This is a genomic window from Clostridium sp. SY8519, from assembly GCF_000270305.1.
GTDB lineage: Bacteria > Bacillota > Clostridia > Lachnospirales > Lachnospiraceae > SY8519.
In genome coordinates, this window is sequence record NC_015737.1 from 2,362,273 (window position 1) to 2,382,525 (window position 20,253).

A 20,253-nucleotide genomic window follows, 5' to 3' on the forward strand; every position below is an offset into this window, starting at 1 on the left:
CGGGAGGCCGGTTACAGATTAGACAAATAATTCCTGACTATGCTATACTTTGTTTCGCAGATATTATCAGCCTCTGGAGAGGCTGTACAGGAGGAAATAAATTGATCGATCAGAGTAAAATCAGAAATTTTTGCATCATAGCCCATATAGATCATGGGAAATCCACCCTTGCTGACCGTATCATAGAAATGACGGGCACACTGACCGAACGGGAGATGACCTCACAGGTTCTGGACAATATGGAACTGGAGCAGGAACGGGGCATCACCATCAAATCCCAGGCGGTTCGGATTATTTATAAAGCGGATGACGGCGAGGAATATATCTTTAACCTGATAGACACGCCGGGGCATGTGGACTTCAATTATGAGGTGTCCCGCAGCCTGGCAGCCTGCGACGGAGCGATTCTGGTGGTGGACGCCGCCCAGGGCGTGGAGGCGCAGACCCTGGCCAATGTATATCTGGCCATTGATCACGATCTGGATGTCATGCCGGTGATCAACAAGATTGATCTGCCCAGCGCGGATCCGGACCGGGTCATTGAGGAAATCGAGGACGTGATCGGCATCGAAGCCCAGGATGCGCCCCGTATTTCTGCAAAAACAGGAGAAAACGTGCATCAGGTGCTGGAACAGATCGTTCAGAAGATTCCCGCGCCCACAGGAGATCCCAAGGCGCCCCTGCAGGCACTGATATTTGACTCGGTATATGATTCCTATAAAGGGGTGATCGTATTCTGCAGGATCAAGGAAGGATCTGTGAAAGTGGGAACCCGGATCCGCATGATGGCAACCGGTGCTGAGGCCGACGTAGTGGAAGTGGGATATTTTGGCGCCGGCCGCTATATTCCCTGTGATGAACTGAGCGCCGGCATGGTCGGTTATCTGACTGCCAGCATAAAGAATGTACGGGATACACGGGTCGGAGATACCGTGACGGATCGGGAACGTCCCTGCAGGGAGCCGCTGCCGGGATATAAAAAAGTGACACCCATGGTGTACTGCGGTGTGTATCCGGCAGACGGAGCCAAGTATCCGGATCTGCGGGACGCACTGGAAAAACTGCAGCTGAATGACGCGGCCCTGCAGTTTGAGCCGGAGACTTCGGCAGCGCTGGGATTCGGCTTCCGCTGCGGGTTCCTGGGTCTGCTGCATCTGGATATTATTCAGGAACGGCTGGAACGGGAATACGATCTGGATCTGGTTACCACAGCCCCCAGCGTTATTTACCGGGTGCACAAGACCGACGGAACCATGCTGGAGATCACAAATCCTTCCAACTTACCGGATCCTTCGGAAGTGGAATACATGGAAGAACCGGTGGTAGACGCGGAAATCATGGTAACCAGCGAATATATCGGCAGCATTATGGATCTGTGCCAGGAACGCCGGGGCGAATACATCAGCATGGAATATATTGAAGAGAGCCGCGCGGTTCTGAAGTACGTGCTGCCGCTGAATGAAATCATCTATGATTTCTTTGACGCGCTGAAATCCCGTTCCAGAGGATATGCTTCCTTTGATTATGAAATGAAGGGATACGTAAGGTCAGAACTGGTAAAACTGGACATCCTGATCAACCGGGAGGAAGTGGACGCCCTTTCCTTTATTGTATTCAAAGGCAGCGCGTATGACCGGGGACGGAAGATCTGCGAAAAATTAAAAGAAGAGATTCCGCGCCATCTGTTTGAAATACCGATTCAGGCGGCAGTGGGCGGCAAAGTAATTGCAAGGGAAACGGTCAAGGCGATGCGCAAGGATGTGCTTGCGAAGTGCTACGGCGGTGATATTTCCCGAAAGAGAAAACTGCTGGAAAAACAAAAAGAAGGCAAGAAACGCATGCGCCAGATCGGCAGCGTGGAAATTCCACAGAAGGCATTTATGAGCGTTCTGAAGCTGGATGATAAATAGAAAAGAGAAGAAACCATGAAACAGGCAGAATTGTATCTACACATTCCCTTTTGCGTAAGGAAGTGTGAATACTGCGATTTTCTGTCCGCTGCGCCGAAAGATTTCGCTGAAACAGAAGCTTATCTTTCGGCGCTTCTTCACGAAGCAGAAGAAAAGGCGGAAGATCTTGCGGATTATGAAATCATCAGTATATTTATTGGCGGAGGCACGCCGTCCATTTTAAGACCCCGGCAGATACAGCGGCTGATGGAAGGACTGTACCGGTGGTACCGGATCCGGGAAGACGCGGAAATCACGATGGAATGCAATCCAGGAACGGTGGACAGGGAAAAATTGAAGATCATGAAAGCTTCCGGCATCAACCGGATCAGCTTCGGCCTTCAGTCCTGCAGCAGAGAAGAACTGCAGCTTCTGGGCAGAATCCACACCTTTGAAGAGTTCCTGGACGGTTATCAGACGGCGCGTCAGACAGGATTTTCCAATATCAATGTGGACCTGATGTTCGGCCTGCCCAATCAGTCGCTGAAGACGTATAAGGACACGCTGCAGAAAGTGATTGCCCTGGAACCGGAACATATCTCCGCATACGGTCTGATCATTGAAGAAGGCACGCCGTTTTACCAGCGTTATGAAGAAGATGAACGGGCGCGGCAGCGCGGCGAGGAGCCGCGGGAGCTTCCCTCTGAGGAAACGGAGCGGCTGATGTATCTGCGTACTGCGGAGATTTTACGGCATGCCGGGTATCAGCGCTATGAAATATCCAATTACGCAAAAAAGGGGATGGAATGCCGCCACAACATGGGATACTGGACCGGTGTGGAATATCTGGGCCTGGGGCTGGGTGCCTCTTCCATGATGAAGGTGCATCTCCGGCACCGCAGCGGCGAGCTGACCCGTCCGGATCCGGTTTGGAGATTCCGGACGAACTCGGATCTTTCTTCATATATAAAAGGAGATTTTCACGCGGAATCCGAGACTGCGCTCAGCCTGAAGGAGCAGATGGAGGAATACGCTTTTCTCGGCCTTCGCCTGACGAAGGGGATCAGCAAGGCCGAATTCGGCAAACGCTTTCACAGGCCCTTTGACTCGGTTTACCGGGATACGGTTCGGAAAGCACAGAAAGAAGGCCTGCTGGCAGAAGAGGGAGACCGGGTGCGCCTGACTCCTGCGGGGATTGATATCAGTAATTATGTGCTCAGTCAGTTCCTGCTGGATTCCTGAACGGCAGCCGCGGCACATTTTTTATTATTTTCAGAATTTTTCCGAAAAAAATCTTCCGAATGCTTGACAAAGGATTAGGGTGGTAGTATATTAGCCTCAGAAGCGATTAGCACTCCAGACTAATGAGTGCTAACAAATGAGAAACGAAGGAAGAGGCACGAACGAGATGGATGCACTGGATGAAAGAAAAACAAAAATCCTGAATGCCATCATAAGGACCTATCTGGATACCGGGGAACCGGTCGGATCCAGAACCATATCCAAGATGACGGACCTGAATCTGAGTTCAGCGACGATCCGCAATGAGATGTCTGATCTGGAGGAGCTGGGATACATTCTGCAGCCCCACACATCGGCAGGACGGATTCCTTCGGATCAGGGCTATCGCTTCTATGTGGACAACCTGATGAAAGACAAAGATCAGGAAATCTCCGATATGAAGGATTTCGTTATCGAGCATACAGAAAAAATGGAAAAAGTGCTGAAAGAAGCGGTGAAGCTCCTGGCGGCAAATACCAATTATGCGACAATGATATCCACACCGGCGGTGACGGGCAGCAAGCTGAAATTTATCCAGCTGTCCAATGTGGACCAGAATCATGTGCTGGCGACCATTGTGCTGGACGGGAACCTGGTAAAGAACAAGATGATCAAAGTCAGCGAATCCCTGGATCAGGAGACCATGCTGAAACTGAACATCCTGCTGAATTCCAGCTTAAACGGACTGACACTGGATCAGATTAATCTGGGTACGATTACCCGTCTGAAAGAGCAGGCCGGCAGCCACAGCAGCATGATTTCGGATGTGCTGGACGCGGTTGCCAACGCGATCCAGCCGGATGAAGACCTGGAGGTTTATACCAGCGGGGCCAAGAACATCTTCCGCTATCCGGAGCTGAGTGATTCCCACAAGGCCTATGAGCTGATTTCGGCCCTGGAGGACAAGACCGGACTGAAGAATTTTCTCGCGGACAAGGCTTCCGAACAGTCGGACTCGGATGAGATACAGGTTTATATCGGCAGTGAGAATGAGATGGAAGAGATGGAAGACTGCAGCGTCGTGACAGCAAATTATGACCTGGGCGGCGGCCTGCGGGGAACCATCGGAATCGTCGGTCCGAAGCGTATGGATTACGGGAAAGTGGTTCAAAGCATGAAGATCATCAAGCAGCAGCTGGATGATCTGTATCCGGAACGAAAGAACAAAAAACTGGAAATCGCCATCCGGCAGGATTTTTTTAACGCGCTGACGACAGAAAAAGAGTCGGATGATTAGCAGAAAATAAAGCGAGAAAGGAGTGCGACCATGGAAGACAACAAGACAACGAAGGCTGATCTTGACCAGGAAGAACTCAAACATAAAGCAGAAGATTCCCAGGCGGAAGATTCAGTGAAGAAAACAGAAGAACCGGAACAGGAGCCGGCGGAGGCAGCAGAGCAGGCATCCGCAGAAGGTGAGAAGCTGGACGACGGATTCTTTAAAAAGAAAAAGAAAAAAGACAAAAAAGACGAGCAGATCGAAGAACTGACCGATCGTCTGAAACGCCAGATGGCGGAATTTGACAATTTCCGGAAACGCACCGAAAAGGAAAAAACACAGATGTTTGAAATCGGGGCAAAGGATATTATTGAGCGTATCCTTCCGGTAGTGGACAACTTTGAGCGGGGACTGGCAGCAGTATCCGAAGAAGACAAAGACAGTCCGATTGTACAGGGCATGGAGCAGATTTACAAACAGCTGGTAACCAGCCTGGAAGAAGCAGGCGTTACCGTCATCGAAGCAGAGGGACAGACCTTTGACCCGAACCTTCACAATGCAGTGATGCATGTGGATGACGATGCCTTTGGTGAGAATGTTGTGGCAGAGGAGTTCCAGAAAGGGTATAAATACCGGAATTCTATCGTACGGCACAGCATGGTGAAAGTTGCAAACTAACTGTATTTGAATATAGATTGAGAAAAGCAGGAAACAATTTCAGGAGGATAATACGATGAGCAAGATTATAGGTATTGATTTAGGTACTACAAACAGCTGCGTAGCAGTTATGGAAGGCGGACAGCCGGTAGTAATCGCCAACACAGAGGGCGCAAGAACCACACCGTCCATTGTCGCCTTTACCAAAAACGGCGAGCGTCTGGTAGGCGAGCCGGCAAAACGTCAGGCAGTAACAAATGCCGAAAAGACAATTTCATCCATCAAACGTGAGATGGGTACCGATTACAAAAAGGAAATCGACGGAAAGAAATATACACCGCAGGAAATCTCCGCAATGATTCTTCAGAAGCTGAAAGCAGACGCAGAGAACTACCTGGGTGAGAAAGTGACAGAAGCGGTTATCACTGTGCCTGCATATTTCAATGACGCGCAGCGTCAGGCAACCAAGGACGCAGGCAAGATTGCCGGTCTGGATGTAAAACGTATCATCAACGAGCCTACCGCAGCAGCACTGGCTTACGGACTGGACAACGAAAAAGAACAGAAAATCATGGTATACGACTTAGGCGGCGGTACTTTTGATGTTTCCATCATCGAAATCGGTGACGGCGTCATCGAAGTTCTGTCCACTTCCGGCGACAACCGTCTGGGCGGCGACGACTTCGATAACAAGATCACACAGTGGCTCCTTACCGAATTCAAGAATCAGGAAGGCGTGGATCTGTCCACAGATAAGATGGCGCTTCAGAGACTGAAAGAAGCAGCTGAGAAGGCAAAGAAAGAGCTTTCTTCCGCTACCACTACCAACATCAACCTTCCGTTCATTACAGCTACAGCAGACGGCCCGAAACATCTGGATATGAATCTGACCAGAGCGAAATTTGATGAACTGACCCATGACCTGGTGGAGAGAACTTCCGTACCGGTTCAGAACGCTTTAAGAGATGCCGGAATCACAGCTGCCGACCTGGGACAGGTACTGTTAGTCGGCGGTTCCACACGTATCCCGGCGGTACAGGATAAAGTAAAAGCACTGACCGGCAAAGAACCCAGCAAGAACTTAAACCCGGACGAGTGTGTGGCAATCGGCGCTTCCATTCAGGGCGGCAAGCTGGCCGGAGATGCCGGTGCCGGCGATATCCTTCTGCTGGATGTTACACCGCTGTCTCTGTCCATCGAAACCATGGGCGGCATCGCGACCACACTGATTGAGCGGAATACCACCATTCCTACCAGAAAGAGCCAGATCTTCTCCACTGCGGCAGACAACCAGACTGCAGTAGATATCAACGTGGTGCAGGGCGAGCGTAAGTTTGCCAAAGACAATAAATCCCTCGGCCAGTTCCGTCTGGATGGAATCCCGCCGGCACGCCGCGGCGTTCCGCAGATCGAGGTAACCTTTGATATTGATGCCAACGGTATCGTTAATGTATCCGCTAAGGACCTGGGTACCGGAAAAGAGCAGCATATCACCATTACCGCAGGTTCCAACATGTCGGAAGAAGATATCAACAAAGCCGTGCAGGAAGCTGCTCAGTTCGAGGCAGAAGATAACAAACGGAAAGAGGCAATTGACGCAAGAAATGACGCGGATGCCTTTGTATTCCAGACAGAGAAAGCCCTGGAAGAAGTGGGTGCCAATGTATCCGACGCAGATAAAGCTCCGGTACAGGCAGACCTGGATGCATTAAAGAAGATTCTGGAGGAGCATCCGGATGCAAGCCAGATGACGGATGCGCAGGTAGACGAGCTGAAAGCTGCAAAAGAGAAACTGATGAACAGCGCGCAGACCGTATTCACCAAGATGTATGAGCAGCAGGCACAGGCACAGCAGGGCGCTGCAGGCGCTGATGCCGGCGCACAGCAGCAGAGCACCGGCGGATCCGACGATGATGTAGTAGACGCTGATTATAAAGAGGTATAAGAAATAGCATATGGCAGAACAAAAACGCGATTATTATGAGGTCCTCGGAGTAGACCGAAGCGCGGACGATGCCACGATAAAAAAAGCTTACAGAAAATTGGCGAAAAAGTATCACCCGGATGCAAATCCGGGTGATGCTGAAGCTGAGAAAAAGTTTAAAGAAGCATCGGAAGCATATGCTGTTCTGAGTGACAGCGAAAAGAGAAGACAGTATGACCAGTTCGGCCATGCGGCATTTGAAGGCGGCGCCGGCGGTGGCGGCGGCTTTGATTTCTCCGGAATGGATATGGGAGATATCTTCGGAGATATTTTCGGCGAATTCTTCGGAGGGGGCAGAGCCTCCCGCTCCGCAGGCAGTCAGCCCATGAAAGGCGCCAATCTGCGTGCCAGGGTACGGATTTCCTTTGAGGAAGCCGTATTCGGCTGCGACCGGGAACTGGAGATCACATTGAAAGACGAATGTGAATCCTGCCACGGCACCGGCGCAAAGGCAGGCACTTCACCGGTTACCTGTTCCAAGTGCGGCGGCAAGGGGAAGATTGTCTTTTCCCAGCAGTCGTTATTCGGCATGGTACAGAATGTATCCACCTGCCCGGACTGTAACGGTACCGGAAAAGTAATTAAAGAAAAGTGCCCGGATTGTCACGGAAGCGGCTATATCGCCTCCCGCAAAAAGATCAAAGTCACCATTCCGCCCGGAATTGACAACGGGCAGAGCGTGCGGATCCGCGGAAAGGGAGAGCCTGGTGTAAACGGCGGTCCCCGGGGAGATCTTCTTGTGGAGGTCTCAGTAGGATCCCATCCTTTCCTGCAGCGTTCCGGTATGGATCTGTTTTCCACCGCGCCCATCACCTTTGCCCAGGCGGCACTTGGCGGTGATGTCAGAATCAGCACAATTGACGGTGATGTGATTTATACGGTAAAAGCCGGCACACAGACCGATACCAGAATCCGGCTGAAGGGGAAAGGGGTTCCTTCTCTGAGAAATTCCAGCACCCGGGGCGATCACTATGTGACGCTGATCATTCAGACACCATCCCATCTGAGCACGGAAGCCAAAGAGGCGCTGCGCAGATTTGACGAGCTGACGGATGGTTCTCTCGGAGAACAGGAAAGTTCACCCGAACCCCATCACAAAGGAAAAAATAGAAAAAAAGGATTTTTCAATAAAAAAGAAGATTAGTACAGGGGAACCGCTGGTTGCAGCGGTTCTTTTGCTGTGTGACTGCGGGACAGAGCCTGTACTGGGTAATGACAGAAGAAAACAGTTATGATACAATTGCGTCGGATCAAATCAGGTTTCGGATCAGGCAAAGCGGAGGTTCACCATGAAGTGGGAAAAATACAGAATCAAGACAACGACACAGGCAGAGGATTTTGTCAGCAGCATGCTGGCAGACTGCGGCATCGCAGGCGTGGAGATCGAGGATAACACCCCTCTGACCGAGCAGGAAACTGCCCGGATGTTTATCGATATTCCGCCGGAACTTCCGCAGGATGACGGAACCAGCTATCTGACGTTTTACCTGGAGGCAGACGGCGACCATACGGAACTGCTGGACAGGATCCGGCAGGAACTGGAAGATCTGCGGGATGTGGTTGCGATCGGCGACGGGACGATCACGGTAAGCCAGACCGAAGATCAGGACTGGGCCAATAACTGGAAACAGTTCTTTCACTCCTTCTATGTGGGGGATATTTTTATCCGCCCCACTTGGGAAACAGAAGAGCCAAAGCAGGAGGTAAAGACCGTGATTGAAATCGATCCGGGCATCTCCTTCGGAACAGGCAAACACGAAACCACACAGCTGTGCATCCGGGAACTGGACCGTTATGTGCGGCCGGACAGCCGGGTGCTGGATTTAGGCTGCGGCAGCGGCATTCTTTCCATTGTGGCGCTGAAACTTGGCGCAGCCCATGTCCACGGCACAGATATTGATGAAGACTGTATCCGATCCACCTATGATAATTTTGCCGTTAATCATCTGACCAAAGAACAGGGAACCTTTGAAGTGGGCAACCTGATCACGGACAAAGAGCTGCAGCAGCGGCTGGGACAGGAATCCTATGATATCGTTGTGGCCAATATACTGGCAGATGTACTGATTCCCATGGCGCCCTATCTTCCGGCCTGCCTGAAGCCCCAGGGCATTCTGATCTGTTCCGGAATCATTGATTTTAAGGAGAATGCCGTAAAAGAAGCAGTGGAAGCCGCGGGCCTTCGGGTGGTCCGGGTCGGACATCAGGGAGAATGGGTGTCTGTCACTGCGGTAAAGGAGTAGCTATGCAGCAGTTTTTTGTAGATGATTGTCAGATCGGCAGAGAATATGTTACGATAACCGGACCGGATGTGCGGTATATGCGTGCGGTGCTTCGGATGAAACCGGGGGAAAAGATCCGGGTCAGCAGCGCTTCCGGAAGAAACCTGCTCTGTGCAGTCAGCGAAATCTCCGATGCGTTTGTACAGGCGGATATTATTGACGGAAATGCGCCGGATACAGAACTTCCTTCCAGAATCACCCTGTTCCAGGCCATCCCCAAAGGCGACCGCATGGAATATGTGATTCAGAAGGCGGTGGAACTGGGGGTTTCCAGGATTGTGCCGGTGGCAATGAAGTACTGTGTGGTACGCCTGGACGCGAAAAAAGCGGCGAACAAACAGAAACGCTGGCAAAGCATTGCCCTCAGTGCGGCACGGCAGTCCAAACGAAGCGTGATCCCTCAGGTCTGTCCGGTGATGACGCTGGAGGAAGCGCTGGCAGAGGGAAAGCGTATGGACCTAAGAATTGTACCCTATGAAAATGCCAGAGGCATGCAGAGTACTGCGCAAGTCCTGCCGAAAATCTGCCCGGGACAGGACATTGCGGTTTATATTGGGCCGGAAGGCGGTTTTGCCGAGGAGGAAATCGAAGCGCTGCGTCCCGGCGCGGAAGTGATTTCCCTGGGCAGAAGAATTCTACGCACCGACACAGCGGCTGTTACCGTTATGTCATTTTTGAGCCTCCGGCTGGAATATGCGCTGGAACAGCAGAATCATACAGAAAGTATGCAGGAATAAGAATGGAAATATATTTGGATAATTCAGCAACGACCAGATGCGATGCAGAAGTAACGGATCTGATCGTCAAACTGCTGACAGAAGATTACGGAAATCCGTCTTCCCTTCACAGAAAAGGCATCGAGGCGGAAAATCATGTAAAAAAAGCGGCGTCCAGAATTGCGAAGACGCTGCACTGCAAAGAAAAGGAAATTATATTCACTTCCGGCGGAACAGAGTCAAACAATCTGGCACTGATCGGGACCGCAAGGGCGAATCAGCGGAAGGGAAAACATATCATCACGACGGCCATCGAACACCCTTCGGTCCGCAATGCCTGCGAACATTTGAAAGAAGAGGGATTCCGCGTAACCTATATCCAGCCGGACGCATCCGGAACGGTGGCGCCGGAGGCTGTGGCGGCAGCGGTATGTGAGGATACGATTCTGGTTTCGGTGATGCTTGTGAACAATGAAATGGGCGCCCTGGAGCCGGTGGCGGATATCGCGGCGGCGGTCAAAGGCAAGAATCCGGAAGTGCTGATGCATGTGGATGCGATACAGGCCTACGGCAAGATCCGCATCCATCCGAAACAGATGGGCATCGACCTTTTGTCGGTCAGCGGACATAAGATCCACGGACCGAAGGGGATCGGTTTTCTTTATGTGAAAGAAGGAACAAAGATCCGACCGATCTGTTACGGCGGAGGCCAGCAGAAAGGTATGCGTTCCGGCACTCTGAACGTGCCGGGAATTGCCGGCATGGGGCTGGCAGCGGAGCTTTCTTACCGGAATCTGGAGGAAAAAATCCGGGCAATGTATGCGCTGCGCAGCGATTTTATGGAACAGATGAAGGAGATTCCGGATGTGGTGCTTAACAGTCCCGAAGGAACCGACTGCGCCCCCCAGATTGTAAATATCAGTTTTCCGGGAGTCCGCAGCGAGGTGATGCTGCATGCCCTGGAAGACCGGGGAATCTATGTTTCATCCGGAAGCGCCTGCGCTTCCAACCATCCGGGAGAGGGAAGCACACTGATGAAGCTCGGAAAACCGAAAGAAATCACGGACTCTGCGCTGCGCTTCAGCTTTTCGTTTTCCACCAGCAGAGAAGAACTGGACCGGACGGTGCAGGCGATTCGTGAACTGGCTCCGGTACTCAGAAAATTTATACGTCGATAAGGAGAAGATATCGCATGGTATTTCGACAGTTTTTAATTAAATACGGTGAAATCGGCATCAAAGGGAAAAACCGCCGCAATTTTGAAGAAGCGCTGATGAATCAGATCCGGTTCGCGCTGCGCCGCATCGAGGGCGAATTCCGGGTAACGAGAGAACAGGGGCGGATTTATGTCTATGCACCGGAATCCTATGATTATGAAGATGCGGTGACAGCACTGACACATGTGTTTGGCATTGTAGGCATCTGCCCCATGTTCCAGGTAGAGGATCAGGGATTTGACCAGCTGGTGCAGGATGTATTTCACTATCTGGATACGGTGCATCCGGAGCAGGGGCATACCTTTAAAGTGAATGCCAGACGGGCAAGAAAAGATTATCCCCTTAACTCCCAGCAGATCAATATGGATCTGGGAGAAAAAATCCTGGAGCATCGTCCGGATCTGAAGGTGGATGTGCATCATCCGGATATTATGCTGACGGTGGAAGTCCGCGAAAAAATAAATATTTACTCAAAAATCATTCCGGGTCCGGGCGGAATGCCGGTGGGAACCAACGGCAGCGCCATGCTGCTTCTGTCCGGCGGAATCGACAGCCCGGTGGCCGGCTATATGATTGCGAAACGGGGAGTATCCATTGATGCCACCTACTTCCACGCGCCGCCGTACACCAGTGACCGGGCGAAACAGAAAGTAGTGGATCTGGCCCGTATCATTTCCAGATACTGCGGACCGATTCGTCTGCACGTGGTAAATTTCACAGATATCCAGCTGGCAATTTATCAAAAATGCCCCCATGATGAACTGACGATTATTATGCGGCGGTATATGATGCGGATTGCCGAGCATTTTGCCGAAAAACAGGGGAACCTGGGACTGATCACAGGGGAAAGCATCGGACAGGTGGCGAGTCAGACCATGCAGTCTCTGGCGGCTACCAATGATGTATGCACCATGCCGGTGTACCGGCCGCTGATTGGTTTTGATAAAAGCGAAATCGTCCGTGTGGCGGAAAAAATTGACACCTACGAAACGTCGATTTTGCCCTTTGAGGACTGCTGTACCATTTTTGTCGCAAAACATCCGGTTACCAAGCCGAATCTGAATATTATTCGCCGTTCGGAACAGAAGCTTGCGGGAACCATTGAAGCGCTTGTGCAGCAGGCCATTGACACCACACAGGTGATACGGATTGAACCGGAAGAGTATCAGGCATAAAAAAAACGGGCTGTGATCAGAAGTTTTGAAAACAGCCCGTTACTTTTTCGCTTGTGATGAATTCCCCCGGATACAGCGGATCCGCAGTCAGACGATGAATGGTTTCAGCTCTTCCATGGCTTTGGCGAGCTCGTCACCGGATGCGTGGATCGTCAGTTTGATCGGTTTGGAAAGATCAAGACTGAAGATTCCCATAATCGACTTGGCATCAATTACATAACGTCCGGATACCAGGTCAAAGTCAAAGGGAAAAGCAGTTACGATATTCACAAAGCTTTTTACTTTTTCGATTGAATTTAAGAATACATTCACGCTGTCCACTCGAAGTACCTCCCTGTTGATATTAAGTCACAAAAACTATATTTATATAGTATACATTATTGTGAAAAATGTCAATCAAGAGCAGGGTATTTCTGTCAAAAAACATAGAATCAGAAAGGGTTAGGCATGAAAACAGCCGCGTTACATAATTTGGGATGCAAAGTGAATTCCTACGAAACAGATGCCATGCAGCAGCTGCTGGAAGAAGCGGGATATCAGATTGTTCCGTTTCACGAACGGGCAGACGTCTATGTGATTAACACCTGCTCGGTCACAAATGTGGCAGATCATAAATCCAGACAGATGATCCATCGGGCAAAAAAACAGAACCCGGAAGCGGCGGTGGTGGCTGCCGGCTGTTATGTCCAGACTTCGCCGGGGCAGATGCGGGAAGATTTGGCGGTGGATATTATTCTGGGCAACAACAGAAAAAACGATCTGATCCGGCTGCTGGATGAGTATTTTTCCGAACATTCCCGCCGGGAAGAGACAGAAGCCGGGGAGATGGCGCTGGAAGACCTGGTGGATATCAACAGCGGGCTGCAGCCTTATGAGGACCTGAAAGTCTCCGGACCGAAAGAGCACACCCGTGCCTTTGTCAAAATCCAGGACGGATGCAATCAGTTCTGCAGCTACTGCATCATTCCCTACGCAAGGGGAAGAATCCGCAGCCGTTCGGTGGAGAGTGTCATAGCCGAAGTGCAGGGACTGGCAGAACAGGGGATTCAGGAAGTGGTGCTTACGGGGATACATATCAGTTCCTATGGAAAGGACAGTTCGGATACCCTTTTGCATCTGATTCAGGAAGTGCACGGGATTGCCGGAATCCGGCGGATCCGCCTGGGATCGCTGGAACCACGCCTGATCACGGAAGAGTTTGCCCGGTCCCTTGCCGCGCTGCCGAAAGTCTGCCCCCATTTCCATCTGTCGCTGCAGAGTGGATCCGCCGGGGTGCTGCAGCGGATGAACCGTCATTACACGCCGGAAGAGTTTTTGGATAAATGCAGAATTCTGCGCAGCGTCTATGACCATCCCGGGATCACGACAGACATTATTGTCGGATTCCCGCAGGAAACGGAGGAAGAATTCCGGGAAACCTGCGCGTTTGCCAGACAGGCACAGTTTTATGAAGTGCATGTCTTTAAATATTCCCGCAGGGACGGGACGAAGGCTGCTGCCATGAGCGGGCAGATTCCGGAACAGGAGAAAACAAGACGCAGCCATATACTCATGGGCCTGGCAGAGGAACTGAAAAGGGACTATTTGGCCCGGTATGAGGGGAAAACAGTGGAAGTGCTGTTTGAGCATCAGACAGAACGGGGCGGCGTACGCGGATTTGAAGGATTTACCAGAGAATATGTAAAAGTATTTCTTCCGGAATCCGGGAGGGATTTACATAATTGCATAGAGACGGTTGAATTTTCGCAGTGTTTATATTAAACTGGTGATAGTTTCAGATAGCGAAAGGTATCTGGGAAAAGAGAACGAAGACAGAGGTACAGACATGCAGGATCTTGGAAATACACAATATTTTAAAGTAGAAAAAGAGCCGGAACTGCGGATCGGCGATGTGCTGGAGATCGTATATAAGGCCATGCTCGAGAAAGGATACAGCCCGATCAACCAGATTGTCGGGTACATTATGTCCGGAGATCCTACTTATATCACCAGCCATAAGAATGCCAGAAGCCTGATTATGAAGGTGGAGCGGGACGAGCTTGTGGAAGAAGTACTGAAATATTACGCAAAGAATCACGAATGGGAATAAATCAAAAACGAATCATGGGACTGGATTTCGGAAGCAAGACAGTGGGTGTCGCAGTCAGCGATCCGCTGCTGATCACTGCGCAGGGAGTGGAAATCATCCGGCGCAAATCACCCTCCAAGCTTCGCCAGACACTGGCCAGGATCCAGGAGCTGACAGAAGAGTATGACATAGGTACCATTGTTCTCGGATATCCCAGGAATATGAACGGAACAGAAGGAGAACGGTGCGGGAAGACGATGGAATTCAAAGAAATGCTGGAAAAGCGTCTCTCACTGCCGGTTACGCTCTGGGATGAGCGCTTGTCCACCGTGGAATCGGAACAGATTATGATCCGGCGCGGAATCCGCAGAGAACATCGCAAAGAATATGTGGATCAGATCGCGGCCACGATCATTCTGCAGGGGTACCTGGACTTCAGCGCCCGTGAAGAAAATCAGACAGTTATGGAGTAAACAGCGGATGGAAACAATCAGCTTTTACGATACAGAAACCAACGAACTTTTAGAAGCATATGTACTGGAACAGACGGTAATCGGCGGCGTTCCGTATCTTCTTGTGACGGAAAGCGAAGATCAGGAAGAAGACGCCACCGCTTATATTCTTCGTGAAGTACAGGGCGGCCAGGCGGAAGCCTGCTACGAAATTGTCAATGATGATAACGAATTACAGGCAATTTCCAAGGTGTTTGCCGAAATGCTGGAAGACGTGGATTTTGAAATTTAAACAGAAGAAAAGCCCGGGAAACACGCTGTCTGCCGTATCAGGCCGAACCTGCGTTTTTCACGTTTGTTCCGCAGAGGAAACGGAAGCAGCCGGTTTCGCGGCGCCTGTCGGATGTGAGTGCATCACAGAGGACAACAGAAAACAGTTTACGGATCAGCGGACAGAGATGCCCGCCTGTTTCTTTGCGCAGAGGCAGCAGAGGGACTGTTTTTCTGTGTGTAAAAACAGAAAAGAGGTAGGAGTTTGGCAAAACAAAACAAAAAAAATCAGGTAAATTATGACAAAAAACTAAAGATTATCCCCCTGGGCGGTCTGGAAACCATCGGAATGAATATTACCGCCTTCGAATATGACAACAGCATTATTGTGGTGGACTGCGGAATGGCATTTCCGGATTATGATATGTACGGAATTGACCTGTGTGTGCCGGTGCTGGATTATCTGCAGGAAAATCTGGACCGGGTCAAAGGATTTTTCATCACCCACGGCCATGAGGACCATATCGGCGCGCTGCCCTATGTGCTTCTGGAGGTCAATGTGCCGATCTACGCCACCAAGCTGACCATGGGACTGATTGAGCATAAACTGGAAGAACACAGCCTGCTGGATCAGGTCAAACGGAAAGTGGTGAAATACGGCCAGCACATTAATCTCGGATGTTTCCGGGTGGAATTCATCAAGACCAATCACAGCATTCAGGATGCGGCTGCCCTGGCGATCTATTCTCCGGCAGGTATTGTTGTGCACACCGGCGATTTTAAAGTGGATTTCACACCGGTGTTCGGCGACGCGATTGACCTGCAGCGTTTCGGAGAACTGGGCAAAAAGGGTGTGCTGGCGCTGATGTGCGACAGTACCAATGCCGAGCGTCCCGGCTTTACCAAGTCTGAACGGGTAGTGGGCAAGGCCTTTGACACCATTTTCAGGGAACACCAGAACCAGAGAATTATTATTGCCACCTTTGCGTCAAATGTGGACCGTGTGCAGCAGATCATCAACACCGCGCATGTCTACGGCAGAAAAGTCTGCGTGGAAGGCAGGAGTATGGTAAACATCATCTCCATTGCTTCCGAGCTGGGCTATCTGAAGGTGCCGAAGGATACACTGGTGGAAGTGGACCAGTTAAAGAACTATCCGGATGAAAAGACGGTGCTGATTACCACCGGTTCCCAGGGAGAACCGCTGGCTGCCCTGTCCCGGATGGCCATGGGGATCCACAGAAAAGTAAAAATCAGCCCCAACGATCTGATTGTATTCAGTTCCAATCCGATTCCGGGCAACGAAAAAGCCGTATCAAAGATCATTAACGAACTGTACGCCCAGTCCGCGGAAGTGATTTTCCAGGATACCCATGTATCCGGCCATGCCTGCCAGGAAGAGATCAAACTGATTTATTCCCTGGTGCATCCCAAATATGCGATCCCGATTCACGGAGAATTCAAGCACAGAAAAGCACAGGCAGCGATTGCCGCGGAAATGGGATATGACAAAGACCATATCCTTATGATCAACTCCGGCGATGTGCTGGCGATTGATGATGAGGGAGCGGATGTGATCGGAACCGTTCCGGTAGGAAATGTATTTGTAGACGGACTGGGCATCGGCGATGTGGGAAACATTGTCATGCGCGACCGGCAGCATCTGGCAGAGGACGGCATCGTGATTGTGGTCATGACCATGGATTCAGCTTCCGGACAGATTATCGCGGGTCCGGATATTGTGTCCCGGGGATTTATCTACGTGCGGGAGTCTGAGAGCCTGATGGAGGAATCTCAGGGAGTCCTGAATGATACCGTCGACCGCATTGCCAGAAAAGGCATCCGGGACTGGGGAAAGATCAAGAGTGAAATCCGGGAGAATCTTGGCAGCTTCTTCTGGAAAAAGACAAAACGGAAACCAATGATCATTCCGATTATTATGGATGTATAGGAAGTATTCGGAAGACATATGATAGTAAACAGTCGTTACACCACGTTTATGAATTCCTTCAGCCAGGAACTGCCGCCGCTGCTGAAAGCGATCGAGCAGGAGGCCCTTGCGGACTATGTGCCCATCATCAGGAAGGAGACCCAGTCACTGCTGCGGGTCATGCTTGCGGCAGTCCGGCCGGGCAGAATTCTCGAAGTCGGTACGGCAACCGGGTTTTCCTCCCTGCTGATGGCGGAATCCGCGCCGGATCCGGTGCGGATTACAACGATTGAGAATTATAAAAAAAGAATCCCCATTGCCCGGGAGAATTTCCGGCGGGCCGGCAGAAGCGATGAGATCACGCTGCTGGAAGGGGATGCGGCGGATGTGCTGAAGACGCTGACAGAACCATATGATTTTATTTTCATGGATGCCGCGAAAGGGCAGTATCTGAGCTTCCTGGATGATATTATGCGTCTCCTGGCGCCCGGCGGAATGCTGATTTCCGATAATGTGCTTCAGGACGGGGATATCATTGAATCCAGGTATGCGGTTGCGCGGCGCAACCGAACGATTCACAAGCGGATGCGGGAGTATCTGTATACCCTTACCCACAGAGAAGATCTGGATACCTGTATTCTGCCATCCGGCGACGGTGTAACCATCAGCGTAAAGAAAACCGCTGAGAAAGGACGGGAATGAGAAATATTGAATTACTGATACCTGCCAGCTGTCTGGAAGTGCTGAAAGTAGCAGTTATTTTCGGCGCGGACGCGGTGTATCTCGGCGGCGAGGCCTTCGGGCTCCGCGCGAAGGCCAAGAATTTTACCAATGATGAGATCCGGGAGGGCATTGCGTTTGCCCATGCGCATCAGGTGAAAGTATATATTACGGCAAACATTCTGGCCCACAACAGGGATCTGGAAGGCGTGCGGGAATATTTCCGGGAACTGAAGGAAATACGCCCGGACGCGATCCTGATTTCGGATCCGGGAGTTTTTGCAATTGCGAAAGAAGTATGCCCGGAAATCGACATTCACATCAGCACCCAGGCGAATAACACCAATTACGGCACTTATAATTTCTGGCATTCCCTGGGGGCTACCCGTGTGGTGACAGCCCGGGAACTTTCCATTGAAGAGATCCGGGAGATCCGGGCCCACATTCCGGATGATCTGGAAATCGAAACCTTTGTCCATGGGGCCATGTGCATCTCCTATTCCGGCCGCTGCCTGTTAAGCAACTATATGACGGGCCGGGATGCCAATCAGGGAGCCTGCACCCACCCCTGCCGCTGGAAATATTCCGTGGTGGAGGAGACGAGGCCCGGAGAGTATATGCCGGTCTATGAAAATGAACGAGGCACCTTTCTGTTTAACTCCAAGGATCTGTGCATGATTGAACATCTGCCGGAGCTGATCGAAGCGGGCGTGGACAGCCTGAAGGTAGAGGGACGGATGAAGACGGCGCTGTATGTGGCCACCGTGGCACGTACTTACCGCAGGGCAATTGACGATTATCTGGAAAGTCCGGAAAAATACCGCGCAAATATGCCCTGGTATCTGGATCAGATTTCCGACTGCACTTACCGCCAGTTTACAACCGGATTCTTTTTCGGCAAACCGTCGGAAGAAGCCCAGATCTATGATAACAACACCTATGTCCGTGCCTATACCTATCTTGGGGTGATCCGTCAGCTGGATGCGCAGGGCAGAGGCGTGTTTGAACAGAAGAATAAATTTTCAGTGGGAGAAACCATTGAAATCATGAAACCGGACGGCAGAAATCTGTCTGTGACCGTGCGGTCCCTCACAGACGCGGAAGGAAATGAGATGCAGAGCTGTCCGCATTCCAGACAGGAAGTCCATGTGGACCTGGGAGCGGAACTGGAGCCTTATGATATTCTGCGGAGACAGGAGAAAGAAGGAGTACAGGCATAATTATGGAACAGTATGTAGCTTATGTTGGAACCTATACACACGGCAGCAGCAGGGGAATCCATATTTATGATATAGATCCGGCTACCTGGAAGATGCGGGAACGAAAAGTGGTGCCCATCAATAATCCGTCAGATATCGTGGTATCCAAGGACCGCCGTTTTCTGTATTCCATTGCGGATGAAGGCGTCCGTTCTTTCCGGATTCAGAAAGACGGCGATCTGCAGCCGCTGAACGCGGCCTGGACAGGGGCGATGCGCGGAACAGATCTGGAAATCTCAAAAGACGGAAAATATCTGTTTGTGGGCGGCTACCATGACGGCAGCGTTTCTGTGCTGCACGTAAATGAGGACGGCTCCGTGGGGGCGATCGCGGATAATGTGTTTCATGAAAACACAACAAAAGGTCTGACAAAATCTGCATCCGCGCCCCATGTCACCTGTATCCGTCAGCTGCCGGACACCGTGGGATTCGCGGCAGTGGATTCCGGACTGGATCATGTAAAAATCTATCATCTTCAGCCGAAGACCGGCAAGCTGAAGCTCCATGATATCCTGCGGCTGGAAATCAACAGTTCGCCGATCGCGATCCGTTTTTCCGCGGACGGGAGATTTTCCTATCTTCTTTCCGAGGCGGACAATACCGTAACTGTTTTTCAGCTGGGAATCGATAAAGACGGCTTCAATACCTTTGAAACCATTCAGAAGATCCCCTGTTCCGAAGAGAAAGATTTCCGCAGTATCGCAGCCTGCTCCATGGAACTGACCATGGGAGGCAAACATCTTCTTGTGGGAAATAACGGCACAAATACCATGACAGTGTTTAATGTGGATCTGAAGACCGGACTGCTGAGCAAACTGTTTGAAAACCGCACCAGCGGCAGTTATCCGAAAGCACTGGGGCTCATGCCGGACAACCGGCATGTGGCAGTGCTGGCCCATGATACTAATGAGATTATTTCTCTGTACATGAATTATCCGAAAAATTATTTTCTTATGGATGCAAAGCCAATCCAGGTGGAACAGCCCAACTGCATTGCAATCTGCAAGCTGGTGTAGCCGGCAGCGCGGTTTACCGACCGCCTGCAGGCTACCGCAATTTACGAACTGCTGCAATCAGCGAAAAAAACCTGCCTTCCGAAAACAGGATCTGTACGGTCCATATACGGAAGACAGG

The 20,253-nt window shown here is 51.0% G+C and carries 19 protein-coding genes; 18 read left to right on the top strand and 1 reads right to left on the bottom strand.

Annotation, left to right across the window (positions count from 1 at the left end; all coding sequences use genetic code 11):
• Positions 1-101 precede the first annotated feature (101 nt).
• The 10 genes from lepA (at position 102) to thiI (ending at position 12,420) form a co-directional block, all read left to right on the top strand.
• Positions 102-1,910, top strand: a complete 1,809-nt coding sequence (gene lepA, locus CXIVA_RS10885) for a translation elongation factor 4 (protein WP_013978086.1) — start codon at positions 102-104, stop codon at positions 1,908-1,910.
• A gap of 15 nt (positions 1,911-1,925) precedes the next feature.
• Positions 1,926-3,131, top strand: a complete 1,206-nt coding sequence (gene hemW, locus CXIVA_RS10890) for a radical SAM family heme chaperone HemW (protein WP_013978087.1) — start codon at positions 1,926-1,928, stop codon at positions 3,129-3,131.
• A gap of 136 nt (positions 3,132-3,267) precedes the next feature.
• Positions 3,268-4,407, top strand: a complete 1,140-nt coding sequence (gene hrcA, locus CXIVA_RS10895) for a heat-inducible transcriptional repressor HrcA (protein ID WP_013978088.1) — start codon at positions 3,268-3,270, stop codon at positions 4,405-4,407.
• A gap of 30 nt (positions 4,408-4,437) precedes the next feature.
• Positions 4,438-5,067, top strand: coding sequence for a nucleotide exchange factor GrpE (gene grpE / locus CXIVA_RS10900; protein ID WP_013978089.1), 630 nt, complete (start codon positions 4,438-4,440; stop codon positions 5,065-5,067).
• A 55-nt stretch (positions 5,068-5,122) separates the two neighbouring features.
• Entirely contained in the window at positions 5,123-6,991 is a 1,869-nt protein-coding gene (dnaK, locus tag CXIVA_RS10905) for a molecular chaperone DnaK (RefSeq protein WP_013978090.1), read from the top strand.
• Between the two features lie 10 nt (positions 6,992-7,001).
• Positions 7,002-8,174, top strand: coding sequence for a molecular chaperone DnaJ (gene dnaJ / locus CXIVA_RS10910; RefSeq protein WP_013978091.1), 1,173 nt, complete (start codon positions 7,002-7,004; stop codon positions 8,172-8,174).
• A 145-nt stretch (positions 8,175-8,319) separates the two neighbouring features.
• On the top strand, positions 8,320-9,273 hold the full coding sequence (gene prmA / locus CXIVA_RS10915; protein WP_013978093.1) for a 50S ribosomal protein L11 methyltransferase: 954 nt from the start codon (positions 8,320-8,322) through the stop codon (positions 9,271-9,273).
• Positions 9,274-9,275: 2 nt separating this feature from the next.
• Positions 9,276-10,049, top strand: coding sequence for a 16S rRNA (uracil(1498)-N(3))-methyltransferase (locus CXIVA_RS10920; protein ID WP_013978094.1), 774 nt, complete (start codon positions 9,276-9,278; stop codon positions 10,047-10,049).
• A 14-nt stretch (positions 10,050-10,063) separates the two neighbouring features.
• Positions 10,064-11,206, top strand: a complete 1,143-nt coding sequence (locus tag CXIVA_RS10925; protein WP_347475629.1) for a cysteine desulfurase family protein — start codon at positions 10,064-10,066, stop codon at positions 11,204-11,206.
• A gap of 14 nt (positions 11,207-11,220) precedes the next feature.
• Positions 11,221-12,420: a tRNA uracil 4-sulfurtransferase ThiI gene (gene thiI / locus CXIVA_RS10930; RefSeq protein ID WP_013978096.1), complete on the top strand. Its 1,200-nt coding sequence runs from the start codon at positions 11,221-11,223 to the stop codon at positions 12,418-12,420.
• 87 nt (positions 12,421-12,507) lie between these two features.
• On the opposite strand, the gene CXIVA_RS10935 is transcribed toward thiI, so the two are convergent.
• On the bottom strand, positions 12,508-12,741 hold the full coding sequence (locus CXIVA_RS10935) for an HPr family phosphocarrier protein (RefSeq protein ID WP_013978097.1): 234 nt from the start codon (positions 12,739-12,741) through the stop codon (positions 12,508-12,510).
• Between the two features lie 126 nt (positions 12,742-12,867).
• On the opposite strand from CXIVA_RS10935, the gene mtaB reads away from it, so the two are divergent.
• The 8 genes from mtaB (at position 12,868) to CXIVA_RS10980 (ending at position 20,135) form a co-directional block, all read left to right on the top strand.
• The gene (gene mtaB, locus CXIVA_RS10940) at positions 12,868-14,181 is read left to right on the top strand and encodes a tRNA (N(6)-L-threonylcarbamoyladenosine(37)-C(2))-methylthiotransferase MtaB (RefSeq protein WP_013978098.1); all 1,314 of its coding nucleotides are present in this window, start codon (positions 12,868-12,870) and stop codon (positions 14,179-14,181) included.
• A 64-nt stretch (positions 14,182-14,245) separates the two neighbouring features.
• Positions 14,246-14,509, top strand: coding sequence for an IreB family regulatory phosphoprotein (locus CXIVA_RS10945; protein ID WP_013978099.1), 264 nt, complete (start codon positions 14,246-14,248; stop codon positions 14,507-14,509).
• Positions 14,500-14,961, top strand: a complete 462-nt coding sequence (gene ruvX / locus CXIVA_RS10950) for a Holliday junction resolvase RuvX (protein ID WP_013978100.1) — start codon at positions 14,500-14,502, stop codon at positions 14,959-14,961. The genes CXIVA_RS10945 and ruvX overlap by 10 nt, the downstream gene beginning before the upstream one ends.
• A 7-nt stretch (positions 14,962-14,968) precedes the next feature.
• On the top strand, positions 14,969-15,232 hold the full coding sequence (locus CXIVA_RS10955; protein WP_013978101.1) for a DUF1292 domain-containing protein: 264 nt from the start codon (positions 14,969-14,971) through the stop codon (positions 15,230-15,232).
• Positions 15,233-15,475: 243 nt separating this feature from the next.
• Positions 15,476-17,161 (top strand): ribonuclease J, encoded by a 1,686-nt coding sequence (locus tag CXIVA_RS10965; protein WP_013978102.1) that lies wholly within the window; start codon positions 15,476-15,478, stop codon positions 17,159-17,161.
• Positions 17,162-17,179: 18 nt separating this feature from the next.
• Positions 17,180-17,842, top strand: coding sequence for an O-methyltransferase (locus tag CXIVA_RS10970; RefSeq protein WP_013978103.1), 663 nt, complete (start codon positions 17,180-17,182; stop codon positions 17,840-17,842).
• Positions 17,839-19,080 carry a U32 family peptidase gene (locus CXIVA_RS10975; protein ID WP_013978104.1) on the top strand — a complete coding sequence of 414 codons (1,242 nt, stop codon included), beginning with the start codon at positions 17,839-17,841 and terminating at the stop codon, positions 19,078-19,080. The genes CXIVA_RS10970 and CXIVA_RS10975 overlap by 4 nt, the downstream gene beginning before the upstream one ends.
• Positions 19,081-19,082: 2 nt before the next feature.
• On the top strand, positions 19,083-20,135 hold the full coding sequence (locus CXIVA_RS10980) for a beta-propeller fold lactonase family protein (protein WP_013978105.1): 1,053 nt from the start codon (positions 19,083-19,085) through the stop codon (positions 20,133-20,135).
• Positions 20,136-20,253: the final 118 nt, after the last annotated feature.